This window comes from uncultured Kordia sp. (genome assembly GCF_947489565.1).
Taxonomy (GTDB): domain Bacteria; phylum Bacteroidota; class Bacteroidia; order Flavobacteriales; family Flavobacteriaceae; genus Kordia.
The window spans coordinates 153,364-174,854 of sequence record NZ_CANLEA010000006.1 but is presented as its reverse complement, the minus strand read 5'-3'; the positions used below and the strand labels follow the sequence as shown (position 1 = coordinate 174,854).

18 protein-coding genes are annotated in these 21,491 nt (G+C 33.6%); 11 read left to right on the top strand and 7 right to left on the bottom strand.

The features are described 5' to 3' along the window. Positions 1-64: 64 nt before the first annotated feature. The gene (locus tag Q0845_RS09960; RefSeq protein ID WP_298512370.1) at positions 65-2,482 is read left to right on the top strand and encodes a T9SS type A sorting domain-containing protein; all 2,418 of its coding nucleotides are present in this window, start codon (positions 65-67) and stop codon (positions 2,480-2,482) included. An 82-nt stretch (positions 2,483-2,564) separates the two neighbouring features. Here Q0845_RS09960 and Q0845_RS09955 read toward each other — a convergent pair whose 3' ends face one another. Further along, positions 2,565-2,714, bottom strand: a complete 150-nt coding sequence (locus Q0845_RS09955) for a hypothetical protein (RefSeq protein ID WP_298512367.1) — start codon at positions 2,712-2,714, stop codon at positions 2,565-2,567. Between the two features lie 215 nt (positions 2,715-2,929). Further along, positions 2,930-4,234: an Omp28-related outer membrane protein gene (locus Q0845_RS09950; protein WP_298512365.1), complete on the bottom strand. Its 1,305-nt coding sequence runs from the start codon at positions 4,232-4,234 to the stop codon at positions 2,930-2,932. 230 nt (positions 4,235-4,464) lie between these two features. Here Q0845_RS09950 and Q0845_RS09945 point away from each other — a divergent pair, with 230 nt between their 5' ends. Beyond that, entirely contained in the window at positions 4,465-4,953 is a 489-nt protein-coding gene (locus Q0845_RS09945; protein WP_298512362.1) for a TlpA disulfide reductase family protein, read from the top strand. A 48-nt stretch (positions 4,954-5,001) separates the two neighbouring features. Then, complete coding sequence (locus Q0845_RS09940; protein ID WP_298512360.1) at positions 5,002-6,690, top strand: DUF6029 family protein; 1,689 nt, start codon at positions 5,002-5,004, stop codon at positions 6,688-6,690. A 111-nt stretch (positions 6,691-6,801) separates the two neighbouring features. Here Q0845_RS09940 and rsmG read toward each other — a convergent pair whose 3' ends face one another. Continuing rightward, entirely contained in the window at positions 6,802-7,431 is a 630-nt protein-coding gene (gene rsmG / locus Q0845_RS09935) for a 16S rRNA (guanine(527)-N(7))-methyltransferase RsmG (RefSeq protein WP_298512357.1), read from the bottom strand. Positions 7,432-7,551: 120 nt separating this feature from the next. Here rsmG and Q0845_RS09930 point away from each other — a divergent pair, with 120 nt between their 5' ends. Together Q0845_RS09930 and Q0845_RS09925 are read left to right on the top strand one after the other, a co-directional pair. Beyond that, entirely contained in the window at positions 7,552-8,598 is a 1,047-nt protein-coding gene (locus Q0845_RS09930) for a fatty acid desaturase (RefSeq protein ID WP_298512354.1), read from the top strand. 212 nt (positions 8,599-8,810) lie between these two features. Next, entirely contained in the window at positions 8,811-9,995 is a 1,185-nt protein-coding gene (locus Q0845_RS09925; protein WP_298512351.1) for a pyridoxal phosphate-dependent aminotransferase, read from the top strand. A 912-nt stretch (positions 9,996-10,907) separates the two neighbouring features. Here the strand turns inward: Q0845_RS09925 and Q0845_RS09920 are convergent. The 3 genes from Q0845_RS09920 to trkA form a co-directional block, all read right to left on the bottom strand. Further along, entirely contained in the window at positions 10,908-11,165 is a 258-nt protein-coding gene (locus Q0845_RS09920; protein ID WP_298512347.1) for a hypothetical protein, read from the bottom strand. Positions 11,166-11,272: 107 nt separating this feature from the next. Continuing rightward, a complete protein-coding gene (locus tag Q0845_RS09915) occupies positions 11,273-12,763 on the bottom strand; it encodes a TrkH family potassium uptake protein (protein ID WP_298512344.1) in 1,491 nt (496 codons plus the stop codon). Between the two features lie 9 nt (positions 12,764-12,772). After that, positions 12,773-14,122 carry a Trk system potassium transporter TrkA gene (gene trkA / locus Q0845_RS09910; RefSeq protein ID WP_298512340.1) on the bottom strand — a complete coding sequence of 450 codons (1,350 nt, stop codon included), beginning with the start codon at positions 14,120-14,122 and terminating at the stop codon, positions 12,773-12,775. Between the two features lie 161 nt (positions 14,123-14,283). Between trkA and ubiE the strand changes: the two genes are divergently transcribed. From ubiE to Q0845_RS09895, 3 genes are all read left to right on the top strand, one after another. Next, on the top strand, positions 14,284-15,012 hold the full coding sequence (ubiE, locus tag Q0845_RS09905) for a bifunctional demethylmenaquinone methyltransferase/2-methoxy-6-polyprenyl-1,4-benzoquinol methylase UbiE (protein ID WP_298512337.1): 729 nt from the start codon (positions 14,284-14,286) through the stop codon (positions 15,010-15,012). A 5-nt stretch (positions 15,013-15,017) separates the two neighbouring features. Further along, positions 15,018-15,737, top strand: coding sequence for a porin family protein (locus Q0845_RS09900; RefSeq protein ID WP_298512334.1), 720 nt, complete (start codon positions 15,018-15,020; stop codon positions 15,735-15,737). A 116-nt stretch (positions 15,738-15,853) separates the two neighbouring features. Further along, entirely contained in the window at positions 15,854-16,417 is a 564-nt protein-coding gene (locus Q0845_RS09895; RefSeq protein ID WP_298512331.1) for a hypothetical protein, read from the top strand. 9 nt (positions 16,418-16,426) lie between these two features. On the opposite strand, the gene Q0845_RS09890 is transcribed toward Q0845_RS09895, so the two are convergent. Beyond that, on the bottom strand, positions 16,427-17,155 hold the full coding sequence (locus Q0845_RS09890; RefSeq protein ID WP_298512328.1) for an RNA methyltransferase: 729 nt from the start codon (positions 17,153-17,155) through the stop codon (positions 16,427-16,429). A 38-nt stretch (positions 17,156-17,193) separates the two neighbouring features. On the opposite strand from Q0845_RS09890, the gene Q0845_RS09885 reads away from it, so the two are divergent. From Q0845_RS09885 to Q0845_RS09875, 3 genes are all read left to right on the top strand, one after another. Beyond that, a complete protein-coding gene (locus Q0845_RS09885) occupies positions 17,194-19,749 on the top strand; it encodes a BamA/TamA family outer membrane protein (protein ID WP_298512325.1) in 2,556 nt (851 codons plus the stop codon). Positions 19,750-19,905: 156 nt separating this feature from the next. Beyond that, positions 19,906-20,634: a BatD family protein gene (locus tag Q0845_RS09880; RefSeq protein ID WP_298512323.1), complete on the top strand. Its 729-nt coding sequence runs from the start codon at positions 19,906-19,908 to the stop codon at positions 20,632-20,634. A 48-nt stretch (positions 20,635-20,682) separates the two neighbouring features. After that, a complete protein-coding gene (locus Q0845_RS09875) occupies positions 20,683-21,339 on the top strand; it encodes a CPBP family intramembrane glutamic endopeptidase (protein ID WP_298512320.1) in 657 nt (218 codons plus the stop codon). Positions 21,340-21,491 lie beyond the last annotated feature (152 nt).

Genomic DNA, 21,491 nt, shown 5'->3' with positions numbered 1-21,491 from the left:
AAATTCATATTTAACAATAATTATGTTAATTTTCTGCGTTTTTTTAACCCCTAAATCAAAATATATGAAGTTGAAGTTACTTGTATTTCTATTTCCGCTCTGTCTTTTGGCGCAAGTAAATAGTAATTATGTAGAATTAAATTCCATTCCTAAACAAACCGAAACACTCGTTACAGAAACCGCGCCTTTTTCTGTTTTAAAAAATCATGCGGACTATCAAAGCATGCATAGTTTGTTGCAAGCCGCAAAAGAGTTATCGCATGCCGGAAAAACGACACCTTTTCTATCCATAGAAAACAACATGCGCATTACTTCGTACAATGAAACCATCAAAATTGGAGGATTGTATGCTGAATATGAAATGGTAAATCCGGAAGCCATTACAAACAACGATGTCATTTTAGAAGGTAACACCTATAAAGTGCGTCAAAGTGCTTCTGAAACTGTCTTTACCAAAAAAGAGGAACTTATTATTTCACCATTGAGTACTCATAAACATGGTATGTTTACTACTTTTTATGTGGATCGTAATTTATTCAATACAGAAGCTATCGAAAATTTTGCTCAGTTTTTTATTGATTTTGACAATGGAGACGGTTTTCAATTGATTGACTTTGATGCCCCGATATTGATCAATTACAATTCAGCAGGAAAAAAGCAACTCCAATTTAAAGTACGTTTGACTTCTGGTGAACAGAAAATTACGAGTGCACAACTTATTGTTCATGGAAACTCACAAGCTGAGAATCCAGAAAACTCTCAAGGAATTCAAGCTTCTATAAGTCCCGATTTGTCAATTTATACTGGCGCTACCAGTTTTGCAGGCTTGGGCGAATATCAAGTCTTTTTAGGCGCTGGCAATACCGACATTATTAAACCAATTATTGTGATTGATGGTTTTGATCCTTCTGACACAAGAGGCATTAGCGATGTTTATGACTTACTTACCTATACAGACAACAACGGAATGACGCAAAATTTAGCCGATAGAATTAGAGCTGAAGAAAACTTTGATGTCATTGTTTTAAACCTACCGCAATATTTACGATTGGCGGATAATACATTACAACTACTCAGCGATGTCACTGATACTAATAACGACATGATTATTGACGAAAATGATTATCCTGCTGGAAGTACATTGGTTGATGGTGGCGCCGATTATATTGAGCGCAATGCTATGATTTTAGTAGAACTCATTAACACTATAAACAGTCAAAAAGTAGGCACTGAACAAAATGTGATTATTGGTCCAAGCATGGGCGGGTTGATTTCGAGATATGCTTTAAATTATATGGAGAATGCACCAACTTTAGATCATGATACTCGCTTGTGGATTTCGTTTGATTCTCCTCATTTGGGCGCGAATGTTCCGATTGGATTTCAACATTTGTTCAACTATCTCGCTTACGGATTGGATACTTGGGTAGGAGATTTTAGCGTAGAATCTCTACGTCCAATTGTAGATGGCATGTTAAAATCGCCAGCAGCCAGACAAATGCTAACCGATCATATGGAAGCGCATTTACAAAGTGGTCAAATTGCAGAGTTTGATAATAGTATTGTATTGCCTACAGCACATCCTTTTAGTGGATTATTTTTTAATCGCATTAATGGGCTCACAACTTCCGGTTACCCAGAAAGTTTACGTAAAATTTCCATCATTAATGGAAGTGGAAATGGAGCTTATTATCAAGATAAAAACGGAGCAAATGTGTTACCTGGAAGACAAGTTTTGGATGTAACTATAAATGGCGTTGCATTACTCACTGATGCACATTTAAAGGTTTGGTATACGCACGATGCAAATGTAAATGATGAAGTAAGCAATATTTGGATTGATGCACCTTTTTTATGTTTTTGCGATATCAATGCCAATGCAAATTCTCGTTCGCACAGTTATTCTAATGGAATTGATGCTGCTATGGGCGGATTGTTTGATTTAGGCGCTTTATCTGGAAGTTTTGCAGGTGGCGATCCTACAATTGATGCTTTCTTTGCAGGATTACAAACAGATTATTTCAACTTTATTCCTACCATTAGTAGTATGGGATTAAAAAATCAGAACAATTGGTATGCTGTTCCCAATCCAAACAATGGAAGTATCGTAAATGAATCTCCTTTTGACGCTTGGTATATGCCACCAACAAATGAAGGTCATGTTATCTTAACAGATCCAAACGTACAATTTGCTTGGAATGAAATTGTAGCTCCAACCTTAAGCACACCAATATTCGAACAAAGCAATACCATACAATTAGCAGAAAATCCAATTAAGAATTCCTTAAAATTAATTATCAAGAAACCTATTGACGAACTAGCTATTTCCATATATGATGTTTCTGGAAGAAATATTTTTGCAACAACAGAAACTTCCATCCAATCAACATTAGAAGTCCCTATTTCACTTCAAAGCGGTGTATATTTAGCACATTTATCATACGAAGGGAAAAAAGAAATTAAAAAGCTCATTATAGAATAAACAAAAAAGCCAGTATTAAGCTGGCTTTTCCGTTCTTTAAGTATAGTTATTATTGACTAAAATTAAAAAATTTTAGATTTTTCTAGCAACCAAAAACTGAGCAACATACCCAATATCCACCTTCATCTTGATGCCATAAATCACTGAGTGCTCCTCCTTTTAGTTTTTCTACTTTGAATGTAGAAATTGTTTTTCTGTTCAAGCCTAAATTTTTCAAACTTCTTTTTTTCATAATAAGTAAAGTTTAATGGTTAATAATTATAAATGTAACCAATCATACTTTTTTCTTACTACGGTTTTACCATAATTAACTAACTGCCAAATAAATATAACCATTTTATTTCCATACAACTACAAGGAAGAATTGGTGTAAACAAAAAAAGCAGTCCAAATGGACTGCTTTTTATATAAAGAATTATAAAGAATTCTAGCTAATTATAATTAATCTTAATGGAAGTCTTTATCAACTCCAGTATGATCTCCTGATACGTTTAATACTTTATTGTCTGCACCTACAATCATAGCTACAACAGACATTTTTGTGTTATCAGATACTGTACTTGGAATTGGAATGTCGTACACTTCTGTGTGCTTTTGTCCAGCTCCTGTAGTTGGGATAGCATCTCCAAATACATCTGTAAGAGAATGTCTCAACACATGGTTGTGAACAAAGTTTGGAAGAGGATCAACACCTCCATAATAACTAGTGTAGTTTGCTTGAGAAGCAACGATTCCATCTTCAAGAACCATTACTACTAATTTAGCACCAGTTGTGTTTTGAGCAAATGCTGCACTTACATATACTTGTAAATTGTTTCCAACTACCATAGAGTTTACAGATAAACCTAATGAAGTATTACCCATTGCTAAGTTTGTAACTTGATCAACATTACTTGGCTCTGGGAATGTCCAATCAACATCTCTATTGATAACTGCTGTTGGATATCCTGAAGTAACATACACATTATCTAAAGCTTGGCTATAGCTGTTTTGCATTCCATCTCCGATGTGTGCAGCAACAACATAAGCTCTATCTGTAGCAGCTTCTACTTGCTCAATAGCAAAAGAAACTCTAGTACACCATCCACACCATGTTCCTGTGAAATCTTCTACATAAGAATTTTGCGAGAAAGTTCCTGGTGCAGTTTCATCATTTACTGGTAAATCAAATACTGGCGAATCAATTCCGTCTTTCGTAGCTGTTACTTGTAAATCATCTGTAGTAGTAGCCATAAATCTATTACCAGTGATTTGTGTTCCGTTTACAGTAAGAGAAGCAGAATCAGTAATCGTATATTCGTTGTTTGAAGCATCAGTTCCAATTACGATAAAATCAGCAGTATCTCCAATTTTAATACTAGAAACTGTACTTTCTACTCGTAAAGCTGTAATTACTGGAGGTGTTACCTCAACGTTAATTGCTCCACTAGTAATACTTTCGTATTTAGCAGTAATTTGGTAGTTTCCTGTCGCTGTTGGAGTATACTCTACTCCTTGAATAGCAGTATTATTCACTAATATACTCGAGCTAGACGTTACATTAGATCCGTCGTTTGCAGTTACTGTAAAAGTTACTGAACCTCCTAATTCTACTGAGTTCGCGCTTGCAGTTACTGTGATAGAAGTAATTCCTGATCCACCACCGCCTGGGTTTGTTGGCTCTCCTGGTTCATTATCAGAATCACTACTACATGAATACATGAATAAAGCGACTATGACAACTAAAAATTGTAAAATGTTTTTTGTTTTCATAAGACTTTTTTTTGTTTATAAAGTTTGGTTTATGGTATAATTTGGGACTAATTTATATTAAATTTTTGTTAAAAAAAAGAAAAATCTAATAAACAGTTAATCAAAGAAATAACCTATAATTTATATAGAGAATATGGGGAAAATGCAAAAATCGAATTATTTTGTTTTTCTTGTTATTTTAACGTAAGCTTTTATATATTTACAGCATTCTCACTATTAAACTAAAAAATATGAAGTCAATTATGAGTATTGCTATTGTATTCTTAATGTTTACACTGCAAGCAAATGCACAAAAAGAAGTCCCGAATATTTCAGTAAAAAATTTAGATGGAAGTTCATTAAATATGGACGAAATCACTAAAGGAGAAGGTGTCAAAATCATTAGCTTTTGGGCTACTTGGTGTGTGCCTTGTATTAATGAATTGGATGCCATTAGCGAAGTGTATGACGATTGGATCGATGAAACCAATGTGGAGTTAATTGCAATCGCTACAGATGATGCTCGAACTAAGAAAAGAGTAAAACCATTAATTAATGGTAAAGGATGGGAATACAAAATTCTCTTAGATGAAAATCAAGAATTACAACGTTCATTAAATATTACTGTCATTCCACATGTAATTGTTATTAAGGATGGAAAGATTGTTTGGCGCCATACAGGATACCAAATGGGAGCCGAAGATGAACTTTACGAGGTAGTTAAGAAAAACGCGAAGTAAAGAAAACTGACCAACCAAATACTAAACTAAACTATTTATAATACTTACATGAAGAAATTACTATACCTTTCTTTAGCATTAGCTTGCACTGTTGGATTTGCACAAAATCAAAACCAAAGTGAAGATGAAGATAAGAAAGACTGGGGAACATTGACAGGTGGATTTGAATCAATTGTTCAATGGTATAATGATGATACAGGTCTTGGGAAATTTGCCGAAGACGAACACGTACGATCTAACAATTATTTAAAATTAGATTATAATTATGGAAATTGGTTTGCTGGAATTCAAGTAGAATCGTATGCACCAATGCCTTTATTAAACTACTCTCCAAAACTAGACGATTCAGGCATTGCACAATATTATGCAATGTATAAAACAAAAAAGCTAGAAGTTACCGCAGGATATTTTTATGAGCAATTTGGTAGTGGACTTATTTTGCGTGGATGGGAAAATAGACCTTTAGGGATTAATAACTCTTTTAGAGGTGGACGCGTAAAGTACCAACCTTCAAATTCATTAGCATTCACTGGAATGTACGCAAGACAGCGTGATGGTTTTGAAGTATCGGAAGGTGAAATTTTTGCTTTCAATTCAGAAATTGATCTTACCAATTTATTCAAATTACAAACTTCATCGCTTTCAGCTGGATTTAGCTATGTTGGAAGAAAAGAAGATATTCCTGAAGCAGTCCAAAATAATGATTTCGACGAAATGACAAATGCCTTTTCTGCACGACTTGATTATTCTGGAAATTCATTTTACTCAGGAGTAGAATACATTACAAAAAGCAATGACATCATTGTAAACTCGCAACGATTTATTGAAAATTTTGTGGAAAGTGGAAATGCACTTTTAGTTAACTTCGGTTATTCACAAAAAGGATTAGGTATTGATGCTACTTTTAGAAGATTAGAAAACATGAATTTCTTTTCTGAAAGAGAAGCTTCTGGAAATGTATTCAATGAAAATATCATGAATTATTTGCCAGGATTGACAAAACAACATGATTACTTGTTGACAAACATTTACGTATACCAAGCACAACCTGCTATTTCCGTTCCAGATCCTTCTTTATTAAAGTATGGAGAAATTGGAGGACAAATAGATTTATTCTACAACTTCAAAAAAGGAACAGCACTTGGAGGAAAGTACGGAACTAAAGTTGCTTTGAATGGTGCTTACTGGGCTGGATTAAAAGGAGATTTTAACTTTACAGACAGAGATTCTGAAGTTGAATTTTTCGGATTCGGACAAAAGTATTTCTCAGAATTTAGCATGGAAGTTCGTAAAAAATGGAGTCGCAAGTGGCAAAGTATCTTTTACTATGTAAATCAATACTACAACCAACGTTTTATTACAGATCAACGTGATATTGTTAAATCAAATATTGCAGTAGTTGAATCTACCTATAGAATTAACTCAAGACGATCTATTCGTGCTGAGTTACAACACTTATGGACAGAAACTGATAATAAAAACTGGGCTGGTGGAACTATAGAATTTAATGTAACACCAAGATTATCATTCTATGTAAATGATATTTATAATTACGGAAACGATAACGAAGATGAGCAAATTCACTATTACAATGTTGGAGGTAGTTTTGCACGAGGCGCAACGCGTTTTGCTGTTAACTACGGAAGACAACGTGGTGGATTAGTATGTGTTGGAGGTGTTTGCCGATTTGTACCACAAAGTACAGGTGTCACTTTTAACATTACAACTGCGTTCTAATTCAGAAATAAAAAATAATATCTATTAAGATATAAAGAACTCTCAATAACCAAACCAACCAACTAACTACAAAAAATCCCTTAAGTATTCGTACTTAGGGGATTTTACTTTTTAAGGTTTATATTTTAAAGGAAGATGTACTACTTTTTTTGTTTCAAAGAAATCTTCTTCAAAGTAATCAGGAATCGAATACAAAGTTGCTTTTGGAAAATCTTTCAGCTCTTCGGTTAAATCGCCACCTTTTAAGTACAAAATTCCGTTCTTCAATTCATGTCGCTGTTTTTTAGCTACTTTTTTACGAACCCATTTTACAAAATCTGGCATATTGGTTACCGCTCTACTGACAATGAAGTCAAATTCGCCTTTTACCTTTTCTGCACGCATATGATGTCCTTCTACATTTGTCAAACCAATACTTTCGGCAACAGCGTTTACAACTTTTATTTTTTTTCCTATCGCATCCACCAATACAAATTTGACTTCTGGAAATAAAATCGCTAACGGAATTCCAGGAAAACCGCCACCTGTTCCAACATCCAAAACTTTTGAACCTGCTACAAATGGTTGCACTTTTGCAATGGCCAACGCATGCAATACGTGACGCACATACAATTCGTCAATATCTTTACGCGATATCACATTAATTTGCGCATTCCACTCTTTATATAACGTTTCTAACTGCTCAATTTGCTCAATTTGAGTCGGTGTTATATCTGTAAAATATTTTTGTATTATTTCCATATATGCGGCAAAACTAATCTTTATTTGTGATTATGTAAATTTATTGTTTCCAAATTACGATATTTGCAATATATTGTAGTCGCAATTTAAATTCATTCTAAAGATTAAATAGTTCCCTCCATGGCGCAAAAAAATATTGACAAAGAGATCAAAGAAGCTCTTAAAAACTGGAGATCAATCATATCTAAGTACAAGAAAAAAAATACAAAAAAGGCCATTGGTCAAATAGCCTCTTCCTTTTTACCATTCATAGCCGTTTGGGTATTGATGTATTTTACCCTCGAATTTTCACTTACCCTAACCATTTTATTAGGAATTTTAAATGCTTTCTTTTTGGTGCGAATTTTTATCATTCAGCACGATTGCGGACATGGCTCCTTTATAAAATCGAAGAAAGCTAGTGATATTATTGGGTATGTATGTAGTGTATTTAGCTTTTTACCATTTAAGTATTGGGCAGAAACACATACGTTTCACCACGGACATAACGGACAATTAGAAACAAGACAAGTTGGTGATATGCCAACCTTAACGGTAAAAGAATTTCGTGCTAAAAGTTGGTGGGGAAAATTTAAATACAAAATTTTTAGAAGTCCTATCGTAATTTTCGTGATTGCTCCTGCATACTACTTAATTGTAACTACAAAATATCCGTTTTTACAATTTAATAAGTGGCAAAAAATTACATTGACGCTTTTAAAAGATAACCTCATCATCATCATTCCATATTTAATTATTGGATACTTTGTAGGTTGGGCAGACTTTTTTGCCGTTCAGTTTATCATTCTATTTTTCTTTGGAATTATTGCGTTTTGGTTTTTTTACATTCAACACCAACACGAGTTCTCTTATAAGAAATGGAAAAAAGATTGGGACTTTTTGTTGTCTGCCATCAAAGGAAGTACATATTTAAAATTACCTAGAGTTATGGAATGGTTTACAGGTCATATTGGCATTCACCACATTCACCATTTAAATAGTAGAATTCCAAATTACAACTTAAGAAAGTGTATCACAGAAAATAAAATCTTATCTAAATACGTAACCACATTATCGTTTAAAGACGGATTGAAAATGATGTTTTTAAAACTTTGGGACGAAGAACAACAACGTATGATTACATTTAGAGAATACTACAAACTAGAAAAAATGCGTTTCGCAAACTAAAAAATAAATTCACTTACAAAAAGTCTGCATTTCGCAGGCTTTTTTTTATTTCTGTAATAATCAACAGTGAATTTACAGTGTTTAGGTAAAAACTAAAACTCATTACAGAAAACCAAGCAATTAGTCCCTACATTGTTTCTTCCTAAATGATAAAATACCTAATTTCGCACCATTCAGTTTTTAAAACAAAATAACACAACACACAAACAACAATGTCATTATTATCTGAAAGAGTTTTAAACATGTCTACTTCCGCTACCTTAGCAATGGCAGCGAAAGCAAGAGAACTAAGAAACGAAGGCAAAAATATTATCGGACTTAGTCTTGGAGAACCAGATTTCAACACACCAGAATTTGTAAAAGAAGCTGCCATTCAAGCCATTAACGATAACTATAACAGTTATACACCTGTAGATGGTTATGCCGATTTAAAAGAAGCGATTATCAATAAGTTTAAGCGCGATAACAGTCTTAGCTATACTCCAAGTCAAATTGTCGTTTCTACGGGCGCAAAACAGTCCTTAGCAAATGTAGCCATGGTTTTATTGAACGAAGGTGACGAAGTAATTCTTCCTGCTCCTTTTTGGGTAAGCTATAGTGATATTGTAAAATTAGCAGAAGGTGTTCCTGTACAAGTAGCGACATCTATTGACACTGATTTTAAAATGACGCCTGAGCAATTGGAAGCAGCAATTACTCCAAAAACAAAGATGATTTGGTTCAGCTCTCCATGTAATCCAAGCGGTTCTGTATATAGTGAAGCAGAATTAAAAGCGTTGGCTTCCGTTTTAGAAAAACATCCAAATATCTATGTAGTTTCTGACGAAATTTACGAACATATCAACTTTACAAGCGAGCATTTCAGTATTGCACGAATTCCTTCAATGTACGATCGTACCATTACGGTAAACGGAGTTTCTAAAGCGTTTGCTATGACAGGATGGAGAATTGGATATATCGGTGCTCCAGAAAAAATAGCGAGAGCGTGTAACAAAATTCAAGGACAAGTAACTAGTGGAGCTAATTGTATTGCGCAACGTGCAACTATTGCTGCATTAGAAGCTTCTAAAGACAAAATTCAATACATGATGGATGAGTTCTTGAAGCGTAGAGATATTGTCTTAGGATTGTTAGGTGAAATTGATGGCTTTACTATTAATGTTCCTGAAGGTGCATTTTATGTATTCCCAGATATTTCTTCATTCTTTGGAAAAACATTGCGCGGAAAAACAATCAACAATGCAACCGATTTTTCTTTGTATTTACTGGATGAAGCTTTAGTGGCGACTGTAACTGGTGATGCGTTTGGAAATCCTAACTGTATTCGTATTTCGTATGCAGCTTCTGAAGAAGAATTACGTAAAGCGATTCAACAAATTAAAGAAGCACTACAATAAAAAAAGAATTTACAATATAAGTAAAAGCTGTTTCTCTTTGAGAAGCAGCTTTTTTTTATGATATCTCTTTACAAATAGATGCATGAGAATTTTCAAAAAACAGCTATATCAAAGTACTTCTTGATACATTTTTTCTGCGAAAAACCACTCGAAGTGACGTATAGAAGTAATACACAAAAGCAGGTAAAGGATATACTAAATACCTAGAATACTAACTAGCGAAGCCACTTCTAAAAGCGACAGCGATACTAATAATCTAAAAAGTTTTTACGAAAAACAATAAGCCAAAAGATGTGTGATAAAGACATCTTTTGGCTTGGTTGAGATTAACTAAATAATATTAAGTATTAAAAGTGAAATTGTCAATATCGCACCACTAAACATAATAATGGTGTTTGGAAACTTTCGTTCGTATCTCCAAAAAAACTCTTTAATTCCAAAGAATAAAAAAGTATTAAAAGCGTAGAAGATAACAACACAATACTTAAGATCTATCCCGAAAAGCGTTCTAACTGGCGCAGATGTTTCTCCTGTAAGATCTGTATTTACAAAGATCGTTACCACCGTACTCGTTAGCAAAACAACTGTAACTAACCAGCAGAATTCCAGAAAATTAAACTTCTTAAGCATTTGTTTTTAATCTTTTGTTTCACTGGTGTAAATATCTATAAAACATCCGAAGTTAAAAAACCCTTTGGCAGGGGATTTTCCCCCTTTTTTATGTAAGACTGTTTGAAAGAATTCATGTTTTACAGAAAAAACATAAAAATCGAGTGCAGTAGAGAACCAATTAAAATGTTGGTTTATTTCTCTTCTGCACTCGCAGTGATAAATCTTGATATTTAAAAGTTTAGTGCTTTTATGTATGAAGTTCTATGTAGAACTCAAATGATTTGTATAAAGTGTAGCTAATTAAATAAATGCAATTATGTAAGCGATTACAAATACTGAAACTTTTAAAATCGTTCCTGCAGCTGGAGTCAATCTATGTTGATTTGTACGAACTCGTTGCTTTAAGCGGAACAAAGAATTTGATTCAGAATTATTAAAATTTTCTTTAATTTCTTCTTTGTAAGATGAAGTCAAAATCCCTCTATTTATATAGTTTTCATTTGTTTGAATGGGTTCGACTGGAACTAAATTTCTGTGTGTGTAATTTGTTGATGTCATGATTATTGTTTTTTGATTGATTTACACTTATATGACGTATCAACAAAAAAAATGTTACAACAAATTTCAAAAAAATTTTAAAAGACCACCTCTTAAACCACTGTGAGTTAACGGTTTCTCCAGAAAAATGGCGTGATTAGAATTAATACCGTAAATAATTCCAATCGTCCAAGAAGCATTAAAAAAGTACACCACCACTTTCCAAAAGGATGTATCGAATTGTAATTTTCAAGCGGATTCAAATCACCTAACGCAGGACCGACGTTTCCTAAAGAAGAAGCTGCTCCACCAATGGCCGATTCAAAATCTAATCCTACAAATCCTAACACCAAAGCTCCAATAATAAACAACAACATATACAGAATAAAGAATCCTAAAATATTGTAGACAATATGCTCAGAAACAGACCTGTTATTATATCGCACAGGAATAATTGCTCTTGGATGCAAGGTTCGTTTAAACTCTAGCAAGCCATTTTTGATCATTAATAAATGCCGGACGACTTTTACACCTCCCGAAGTTGAACCTGCCGAACCACCAAGAAACATTAGACCAAAGAAGAAAATGGTTAAAAATGTGGTCCAAGATGTAAAATCTGCGGTTACAAATCCTGTCGTTGTAATGACGGCAACCACTGAAAATAGCGAATGTCGAAAATCACTTTCCAGTTCGCCCCAAACCATTGGATGATAGTCTGATTGCGTTACATTTACTTGTGCATATATGATTACCGTTGCAATTATTGTAAAGATGATGATAAAGATGGCGTAGACTCGAAATTCTTCATCTCGAAGTACTTTTTGAATTTTTCCTTTGAAGGCAAAATAACTTAATACAAAGTTTGTTCCTGCCAAAAACATAAAGAAAATGATGATATATTGTATGATAGGATCGCCATTCCAATGCGCAACACTAGCGTCTTTTGTAGAAAATCCTCCCGTGGACAAAGTACATAGCGCATGATTTATGGCATCAAAAAAGGACATTCCTGCTACTTGCAATAAGATAGTTTCTGCAACTGTATATCCAACATAAATCAACCACAAACGCTTGGCAGTATCTGTAATTCTGGGATGCAATTTATCGGCACTTGGTCCAGGCGCTTCTGCAGCAAACAACTGCATTCCTCCTATTCCTAACAAAGGTAAAATAGCAATGGCAAGTACAATAATCCCCATACCTCCTATCCAATGTGTCATGCTTCGCCAAAAGAGAATTCCTTCTGGTAATCCTTCTATTTTTTCTAAAATAGTCGCTCCAGTTGTGGTATAACCAGACATGGTTTCAAAGAACGCATTGGTAAATTGTGGGATGGTTTTGGTAAATAAGTACGGAAACGTTCCCGAAAGGGACATAAAAATCCAACCAAACGTCACTACAATATACCCTTCACGCTTTTTGATTTCTTTTTTATGATCTTTGGTCGTCAACATAAAAAGCGCTCCAGCAATGATGGTTACCAATCCCGCTAAAAACAGCTTAAATGTGACACCATCTTCATAGAAGTAACTCACTAAAGTTGCAAGCAACATAAATCCGCCGTTGCAAACCAACAGCAGTCCCATCAAGTGAAATATGATTTTATAATTTACCCTCATTATCCGAAGTTAGAGAAACATGCGTTCTACTTTGTTGATGGATTGTGGTAAACTACAGACGACAACTCTATCGCCAGATTTGATATGAAAATCGCCCAAAGCGATTAAACCTTCGCCTTCTCTAATTACACCGCCAATAATAGCAGATCGAGGAAAATCTAAGTCTTTTACTTTTTTATTGCATACGCGCGAAGTTGGCTTTACAATAAATTCTAACAATTCCGCATTCATATTGTTTACACGTGTCATATCAACAACGTCACCTTTACGAATATGTCGGAAAATATTATTTGCTGCCAGTAGTTTTTTATTAATCAATGTATCAATTCCAATAGATTGTGACAATTGAAAGTAATCCATATTTTCTACCAACGCAATGGTTTTACGTATACTTTTAGACTTCGCTACCAAACAGGACATAATATTTGTTTCAGAGTTTCCTGTTACGGCAATAAACGCATCCATATCGTATACACCTTCTTCTTCCAGAAGCTCCACGTTACGTCCATCTCCTTGAATAATCAATGCATTTGGTAATTGATCGGCCAACTCAAAAGCTTTCTCTTTATCTTTTTCAATCAATTTTACATTGAATTTATTTTTACAAAGATCTCTAGCTGTTTTATGTCCAATATTACTTCCGCCAAGAATCATTACATTCTTGATGTCTTCCCGTTGCTTTCCGATCAATTTGTATAATTCTTCTACTCCTTCTTTCGAAATGACAAAGTATACTTGATCGCCTTCCTTAAAAAGCGTATCACCACGCGGAATCAAGGTATATTGTGTTCCAAAGCGTTGAATCGCAATCGGTACAAAATGTAATTCTGGAAAAATACTTGCAGCTTCTTTAACACTTTTCCCCACAAACGGCGCGGTACGTTGCAAAATAGTACCTACCATGGTTAAAGCTCCATCTTCAAACTCATAACTATCATTAAAAGCAGATTGATCTAAGAGTAATTTTATCTCGGCAGCAGCTAATTTTTCAGGAGAAATTAATTCATCAATTCCTAAATCTGTAAATTTTAGCTCTTCTTGATTATCGATGAATTCTGTATTTGAAATTCGAGCAATCGTTCGTCTACAACCCAATTGCTTGGCCAGTACACAAATCGTAATATTGGTAGTTTCGGAAGAAGTAACCGTAATTACTAAATCTGCCGTAGCGACTCTAGCATCTTTTAAAATACTAATAGAAGTTGCATCACCTCTAATGACACGAATGTCTAGATGCGCATCTGCATATTCTAAATTTTCCTTATTGCAATCTATTAAGGTAATATCTTGAGATTCATAAGAAAGTAGTTTCGCCAAATGATATCCTACCTCACCAGCTCCCGCAATTATAATCTTCATTGAGTTAACTTATTGAAAAAGTATACAAATATACGAGAAAAAAGGAATCTTTTGCTAATAGTTTCCTGCTTGAATATCAGATTTATAAAACCTAGACAAATTATAGGCTATACAACACAACTTTGATGATAGGATTATTTATATTTGCCAAAATTTTCTATATGTCGAAGAATGTAACACCATACAAAGAGTCAAAACTTGGCAAGAAAGAACAGGTTACAGAGATGTTTGATACCATTTCGAAGAATTATGACGGATTGAACCGCGTGATTTCTTTTGGTATCGACATTAAATGGCGAAAAAAAGTGGTACGTATGGTTGGCGCAACCAATCCGAAGACAATTTTAGATATTGCAACCGGAACTGCTGATTTAGCAATTAATTTAGCAGAAACCAATGCTGAACGCATTGTTGGTTTGGATATTTCACCAGGAATGTTGGAAGTTGGAAAACAAAAAATTAAGAAAAAAGCACTGAACGATAAAATTGAAATGGTATTAGGCGATGGTGAAAAGTTACCATTTGTAGACAATTCGTTCGATGCCATTACGGTAGCTTTTGGAGTCCGAAACTTTGAAAACTTAGAACAAGGCTTGCAGGAAATTTTAAGAGTATTAAAACCTAAAGGAATTTTTGTAGTCTTGGAAACATCTGTACCAACGAAAACTCCTTTTAAACAATTTTACAAATTTTACACAAAGTACATTTTACCATTAATTGGAAAACTGTTTTCAAAAGACAATTCTGCGTACGGATATTTGTCTGAATCGGCAGCAGCTTTTCCTTATGGAGAAAATTTCAACAATATTTTACGAAAAATTGGGTTTATAGATGTGAAAGATAAACCACAAACGTTTGGTGTAGCGAGTATTTACACCGCAACAAAATAGATTTTATGAAGAAGATTTTGCTCATCATCTGTTGTATTTTTGCTATGCAATCTGCACATTCGCAATTATTTAGCAAGAAAAAAGTTAGAAATGATGCAAGTGGCGGAAATGGTCAGATAGACAATAACACGCTTACTTGGGGTTATTTTTTAGGATTTAATAGTTATGATTTTAAATTTACTTATAATCAAAACGCAGATGCTATTCAGTTAAAACCTGCTGCAGGTTTTAATGTTGGTTTGGTTGGAGACGTAAAGTTGAATGACTATATGAATTTACGTTTGGAACCAGGAATTTTCTTTACCACACGTACTATTGAATATCCTGAAAGCTACGGTTTGGTTGATCTTGTAGATAGAGAACGTGAAATAAAATCGAGTTATGTGCACATTCCGCTATTATTAAAAATTGGAACCAAGCGTATCAATAATTTTAAGCCTTTTATTGTAGGTGGATTTTCTACTTCTTTGAACTTATCGAGTAATGAGAAAAACCCAGATGATAACTTTAATGGGCAATTTCGTATGAAACAAAGAACCTTTTATTATGAGTTAGGTTTCGGAGTCGATTTCTATTTGTACTACTTTAAATTTACACCTTCTATTCGTGGAGTATTTGCTTTGAACGACGAATTGGTTCGTGATATTGATCCAAACAGTCCGTGGACCAGCAATATTCAGAAAATGCAAACTCGTGGAATTTTTATCAATTTTACGTTTCAGTAGCATATATATCTTCATAATAATCATTAAATGCATACTACTCAAAGAAAGTCGTTAAACTAATGTTTCTTATATTTGTTACTTGTTTTTTTAAACTTTCAAAATAAAAAAACTCCCAAATGAAACAAGTATATAAAAAAGTTATAGCCCGTGAATTTTTATTTCTCCTCGGATCTACAATACTATTTTTCGCAACTTTTTTTATTTGGCTTTATTTAGGTAAAATAAATAGGGATAAGCAAGAAAAAATACAAATTGAAATCAATCAACTCAAGGAATATGAAAATATGCCTTACAGACTTAAAGTTCTACTTTTTGTAAAAGAAAATATTGATTATGAAAACAGAAAAATTAGCTCGATAGAATTCATATCTAGTCTAAAAAAAGATTCTCTTTTTGCTTATAACATTTTTAGTTTATTAAAAAAACACGATAATGAAATAACTATTTCCAAGCAAGATTTTTTCAGAAAAATAGTTAAGGATAATAAATCTGAAAATTATTTAAAAAAGATTTCTTTACAAGAGAATAAGCTAAGACATGTTCAAAACTCATTTTTTAATAACGGTATATCAAATAGAGAGATTGAAGAACTGATAATTATATTCGTAATCATTTTCTTTGGAATTCGATACCTATTTTATGCTACAAAATGGAGTTTAAAACAGTTTAAATCTGAATAATACTCAGCCTTAAAACTCACCACGCTTAAACTCATTTAATAAAATTCCTGTGGCCATGGCAACATTTAAACTTTCTGTTTGTTGCATGTCTCCAAAACGCGGAATCGCAATTTTTTCAGTGATCAATGCTGCAATTTCGTCCGAAACACCATTGGCTTCATTCCCCATGACTAAAATTCCATCTTTGGGCAAGATTGATTTATAAACATTATTTCCATCCATAAAGGCTCCAAAAACGGGCAATTTGGTTTCTGATAAATAATTTTTCAAATCGGTATACACTACATTCACGCGTGTCAATGAGCCCATCGTTGCTTGAATTACTTTTGGGTTGTAGCAATCGACAGTCGTTTCAGAACATACAAGATGTTTTACACCAAACCAATCGCACAAACGAATAATAGTTCCTAAATTCCCCGGATCGCGAATCGCATCCAAAGCAACTATCAAACCTTTATTTTCTAACAAAATAGGTTCCGAAATTTTAAAAAGCGCCAATGCTTTGTTGGGCGTTTTTAAGAAACTGATCTTTTTTAATTCTGCTTCAGAAATTAATGTTACTTTTGAATGGAAAGCAAACAAACTTTCATCTGTAGTAAATAGTGTATCTAGCTCAAAATTAGAATTCAGAAACTCTTGAATCACCTTTTTTCCCTCCGCCAAAAAGAGTCCTGTTGATTTTCGATACTTTTTTTGCTGTAGACTCGTTATTATTTTTATTTGTCTTTTGCTAATCATGCAAATAGTTTAATTTTGAATTTGAAAAACACCTCTGATTGAAATCCTTTTTAGCAAAAATATCATTATTTATTATAATTGGCGCATTTCTTCATTCTTGTAATACCATCAAATATGTAAAAGATGATGAATTACTTTTGATGGAGAACGATTTAATGGTGAATGGAGAAACTTCAAGTGATCCAGATGCGTTGAGTCAAATGTACCAAAAACCGAATACGCGTTTTTTATCGCTGCCTATTCGATTGCATGTGTATAATCTTGCTGAAAAAAATCCAGATTCAACTTTTCAAGCTTGGCTAAATCAAAATCCGAAGCGTCCAGGTCGTTTGAAAAATAAATTATCAGAAAAACAAGTAAGAGAGCTTGGCAACTATAAAGTTGGCTTCAATAATTGGCTTCGAAAAACAGGAGAAGCTCCCGTGGTTATTGATGAGAAAAAAACAAAAAAAACGACCAAACGTTTAAAAGCATATTACCAAAACAAAGGTTTTTTTAATGCAAAAGCGAAGTACGAGATTGTCCCTTTGGAAAAACCCAACAGAGCAAATATTAATTATAGTGTAGAAACTGGGAAGCCTTATTTTTTAGATAGTTTGTATGTAACGATTAAATCGCCCGATTTAGATTCCATCTACAATCTACACAAAGACAAATCTTTTTTAAAGCAAGGAAAGCAATACAATACATCCGATTTTTATAATGAGCGTGAACGATTAACCGTTTTATTTAGAAATTCGGGAATTTATAATTTTCAGTTGAACTCGATTAAACCCACTGTTGGAATTGATTCTGTACGGACAGATTCTGCCACAGGAGATTATAAAATGCCTATTTTATTAAAAATCAATAACCTCAACGAGCGACAAAACGATTCTATTATTGAGAAAGAATACAAGGTACATCGGATTAAAAAAGTAAATATTTATACAGATTACACCTTTGCAAATTCGCGTTCAAAATATGTAGATTCTGTTACCTATGAAGATTTTACTATTTATTCAAATGACAAATTGCGTTTTCGTCCAAAAGCTATTACTGATGCTATTTTTATTCACGCAGGCGATGTGTATAAAGATCAAGACAGAACACTGACATACAAACACATTAGCAATTTACGCACATTTAAGTATCCAAACATTCAGTACGAATACGTCAATGATAGTCTTACAGATTTGGTGACAAATATCTATTTACAACCGCGAAAGAAATTCTCATTAGGTTTTGATATCGATATTACACATTCCAATATTCAGGATTACGGTTTTTCGTTTAGTACATCGTTGATTAGCCGAAATGTTTTTCGTGGTGCAGAAACCTTAGAAATTGCTGCCAGAGGAACTTTAGGAGCTTCCAAAGATGTTGCCGATTCGGAAGATCAATTCTTTAATATCTCTGAAATTGGTGCCGATATCCGATTGAATTTTCCGCGATTCTTCTTTCCGTTCAATACCGATAAAATCATTCCGAAATACATGTTGCCAACCACAGTTTTATCTTTAGGAACTAGTGTACAACAAAATATTGGTTTAGACCGACAAACGTTTACGGGATTTATACGTTACAATTGGCGACCTTCTAAAAAGAATACGTTCAATTTAGAATTGTTCAATCTGCAATTCATTCGAAACTTAAATACAAGCAATTATTTTAATGTATACACGAGTTCGTATGATCGATTGAATTCGGTAGCACTTAGCTCTAATTATGTAGGCACAGACGAATCGTTAAATATTGAATCGGGGCAACCAGATCAATTTATTGATGATGTAATTTTTAACAATTTTGCCGTAACAGATGGTGAGCTTTCTACTGTATTAAGTGTAGCACAGCGACAATTTCGATTGACGCAAGACAACTTGATTGCCGCTTCAAAAATCAACTTTTTACACAACAGTAAAGAAAACATTTCCGACAATACATTTTTCCAGTTTCGAACTGAATTGGAGCTCGCCGGAAACTTCTTATCTGCCATTGCCAGTGTTGCTAACTTGGAAAAAGATTCTCGAGGAAACTACAAACTCTTTGGAGTTCCGTATACGCAATATGTAAAAACAGAATTCGATTATATAAAACACTGGGAATTATCTGGAAAACAAGATGTATTAGCATTTAGAACCTTCTTCGGAATTGCCATTCCGTATGGAAACTCAGACAACATTCCGTTTGCCCGAAGTTATTTTGGTGGTGGATCCAATGACAACAGAGCATGGAGCGCGTATCAATTAGGTCCAGGACGTTCGGCAAGTGTTTTAGACTTTAACGAAGCCAACTTAAAGTTAACTTCAAACATAGAATATCGTTTTGATTTATTCGGTAGCTTTAAAGGCGCATTATTTGCCGATGCAGGAAATATTTGGAATGTTTTTGACGATATTGAAGATGAAGATCGAAAGTTCAACGGTTTGGAATCCTTAAAAGATATTGCTTTAGGAACAGGTTTTGGTATCCGCTACGATTTCAGCTTCTTTGTATTGCGTTTTGATGTCGGCTTTAAAACCTACGATCCTGCGTATGAACTTGGCAATCGTTGGTTTAAGGATTATAACTTCGGAAATGCGGTGTATAATATTGGTATTAATTATCCTTTCTAGGTGGTAGGGAAAATACTTTGTCATTTTATATGTAGCGTTTTACATTTTAAATTCGTTATTCCCAAACGTCATATCGAGTGAATTTTCAAAGAAAATTTGTATCGAGATATCCTATGAAAAAAGATATTAACCATTAAGATTAAACATACTTACCACATGAAAAAAATTACCTTCCTACTCATTATACTATGTGCATCATACAGCATTGCACAAGAAAAAATAACGCTTACAATAGACAATCCAAGTCCTAGAGTTGGTCAGGAAATAAAACTTTCTATTAATAGCGATTTCTTTACAGATTACTTACAAAAGCAAATGGATAGCGACATAGAACTCACAAATTCAACTTCTGTTTTTGGAAAATCATCTAATAGTTTTGAGAGAATCATCATTTTTAAAGAAGCAAAAAAATATACCATCGGACCTTTTAATTTTGAGTTTAATGGCACTAAATATACCACCACAACTATTGACGTAGATGTATTGCCCGAATTGAAGCTGGAAGCAGGTGTTTGGATTCGAATCAAAGAACATGAAGGCGAAACACTTTTGATTCTGGAGCAACTCATAAGAAATGAATCAAATAAGAAAAGTACGGACAATAAGGTTTCATACACTATTGGTGGAGTAAAACCTGCAGGTACAGTGTTTGCAGAATTAAAAAATGAAATCGCTCTAGGAATTACAATTCGAAAGTACATGTCATCAAGTAGTACAAAAAGAGTGAATGAAGAAGATTTTAGTTCGCCTGGCTTCTCCTATTCTATCCAAAAATACAAAGTTGAATTTGATCGCGACTTCAAAGGAAGTTACACCATCACTGAAAAAGATTTTGAAAATTTACCGAAAGATTTTCCTATTGATTATATTGAATTAAAAAAATAATTTTCTAACGAATCTTTTTTCAATTTAAAAAGTTAACGCAAGCGCTCCATGAATGTTTTCAAAGCATTTTTAATTACAATATTATTTTGTGTTCTCCATGAATTCACTTGGCCTTGGTATTATGTATCGGTCGATGTTATTGACTCCATCAACACATTAGATATATATAATTTAGTAAGCGATTGTGTTTTCGCGAGTATACTTATCATTCTTTTCATAAGTCTCAAAAGAAAAGATGTGTTTGAATTTAATGCGACTGCTCCGAAATTTTACATTTTAGGAATTATACTAGGAATTGGATTTGTTTTTTTTCAAACCATACTTGATTTTGTATACTATTTCGAAGTTGCACCAGATCTTTACAATTATAAATTTGCGCCAGAAAATCTAAAATCTATCGATACCTTCAGGTCTATTATAATTGCTCCCTTTGTAGAAGAACTTTTTTTTAGGAATTTTCTTCAACGTGAACTCATCCAAAAATACAAACCTTACTTAGCAATATTTTTTACATCCTTATTGTTTGCGTATATTCATCTTCAAGTTGAAGGTGCAATATTTGATGATGCATATATCAATTGGCATCATGCATATATTACATTTTTTGGAGGATACATCTTAGGAGTACTTTCATTCAAATCAAAATCCATCATACCTGCTATCCTACTCCATATGTTCTGGAATTTAACGGTTACAATTGTGTAATATATTTTTCTAGCTGAAACTAAAACGTTTGCGCTAAAAAACAGCATGAAAATTTCTTTTCAAAAACACAAACAACAAATCAATATTTCCTCAAAAACACAAAAATTTCCATAGCAAAACCGTCGCAAAAACACCCGAAATTATCAAATTCG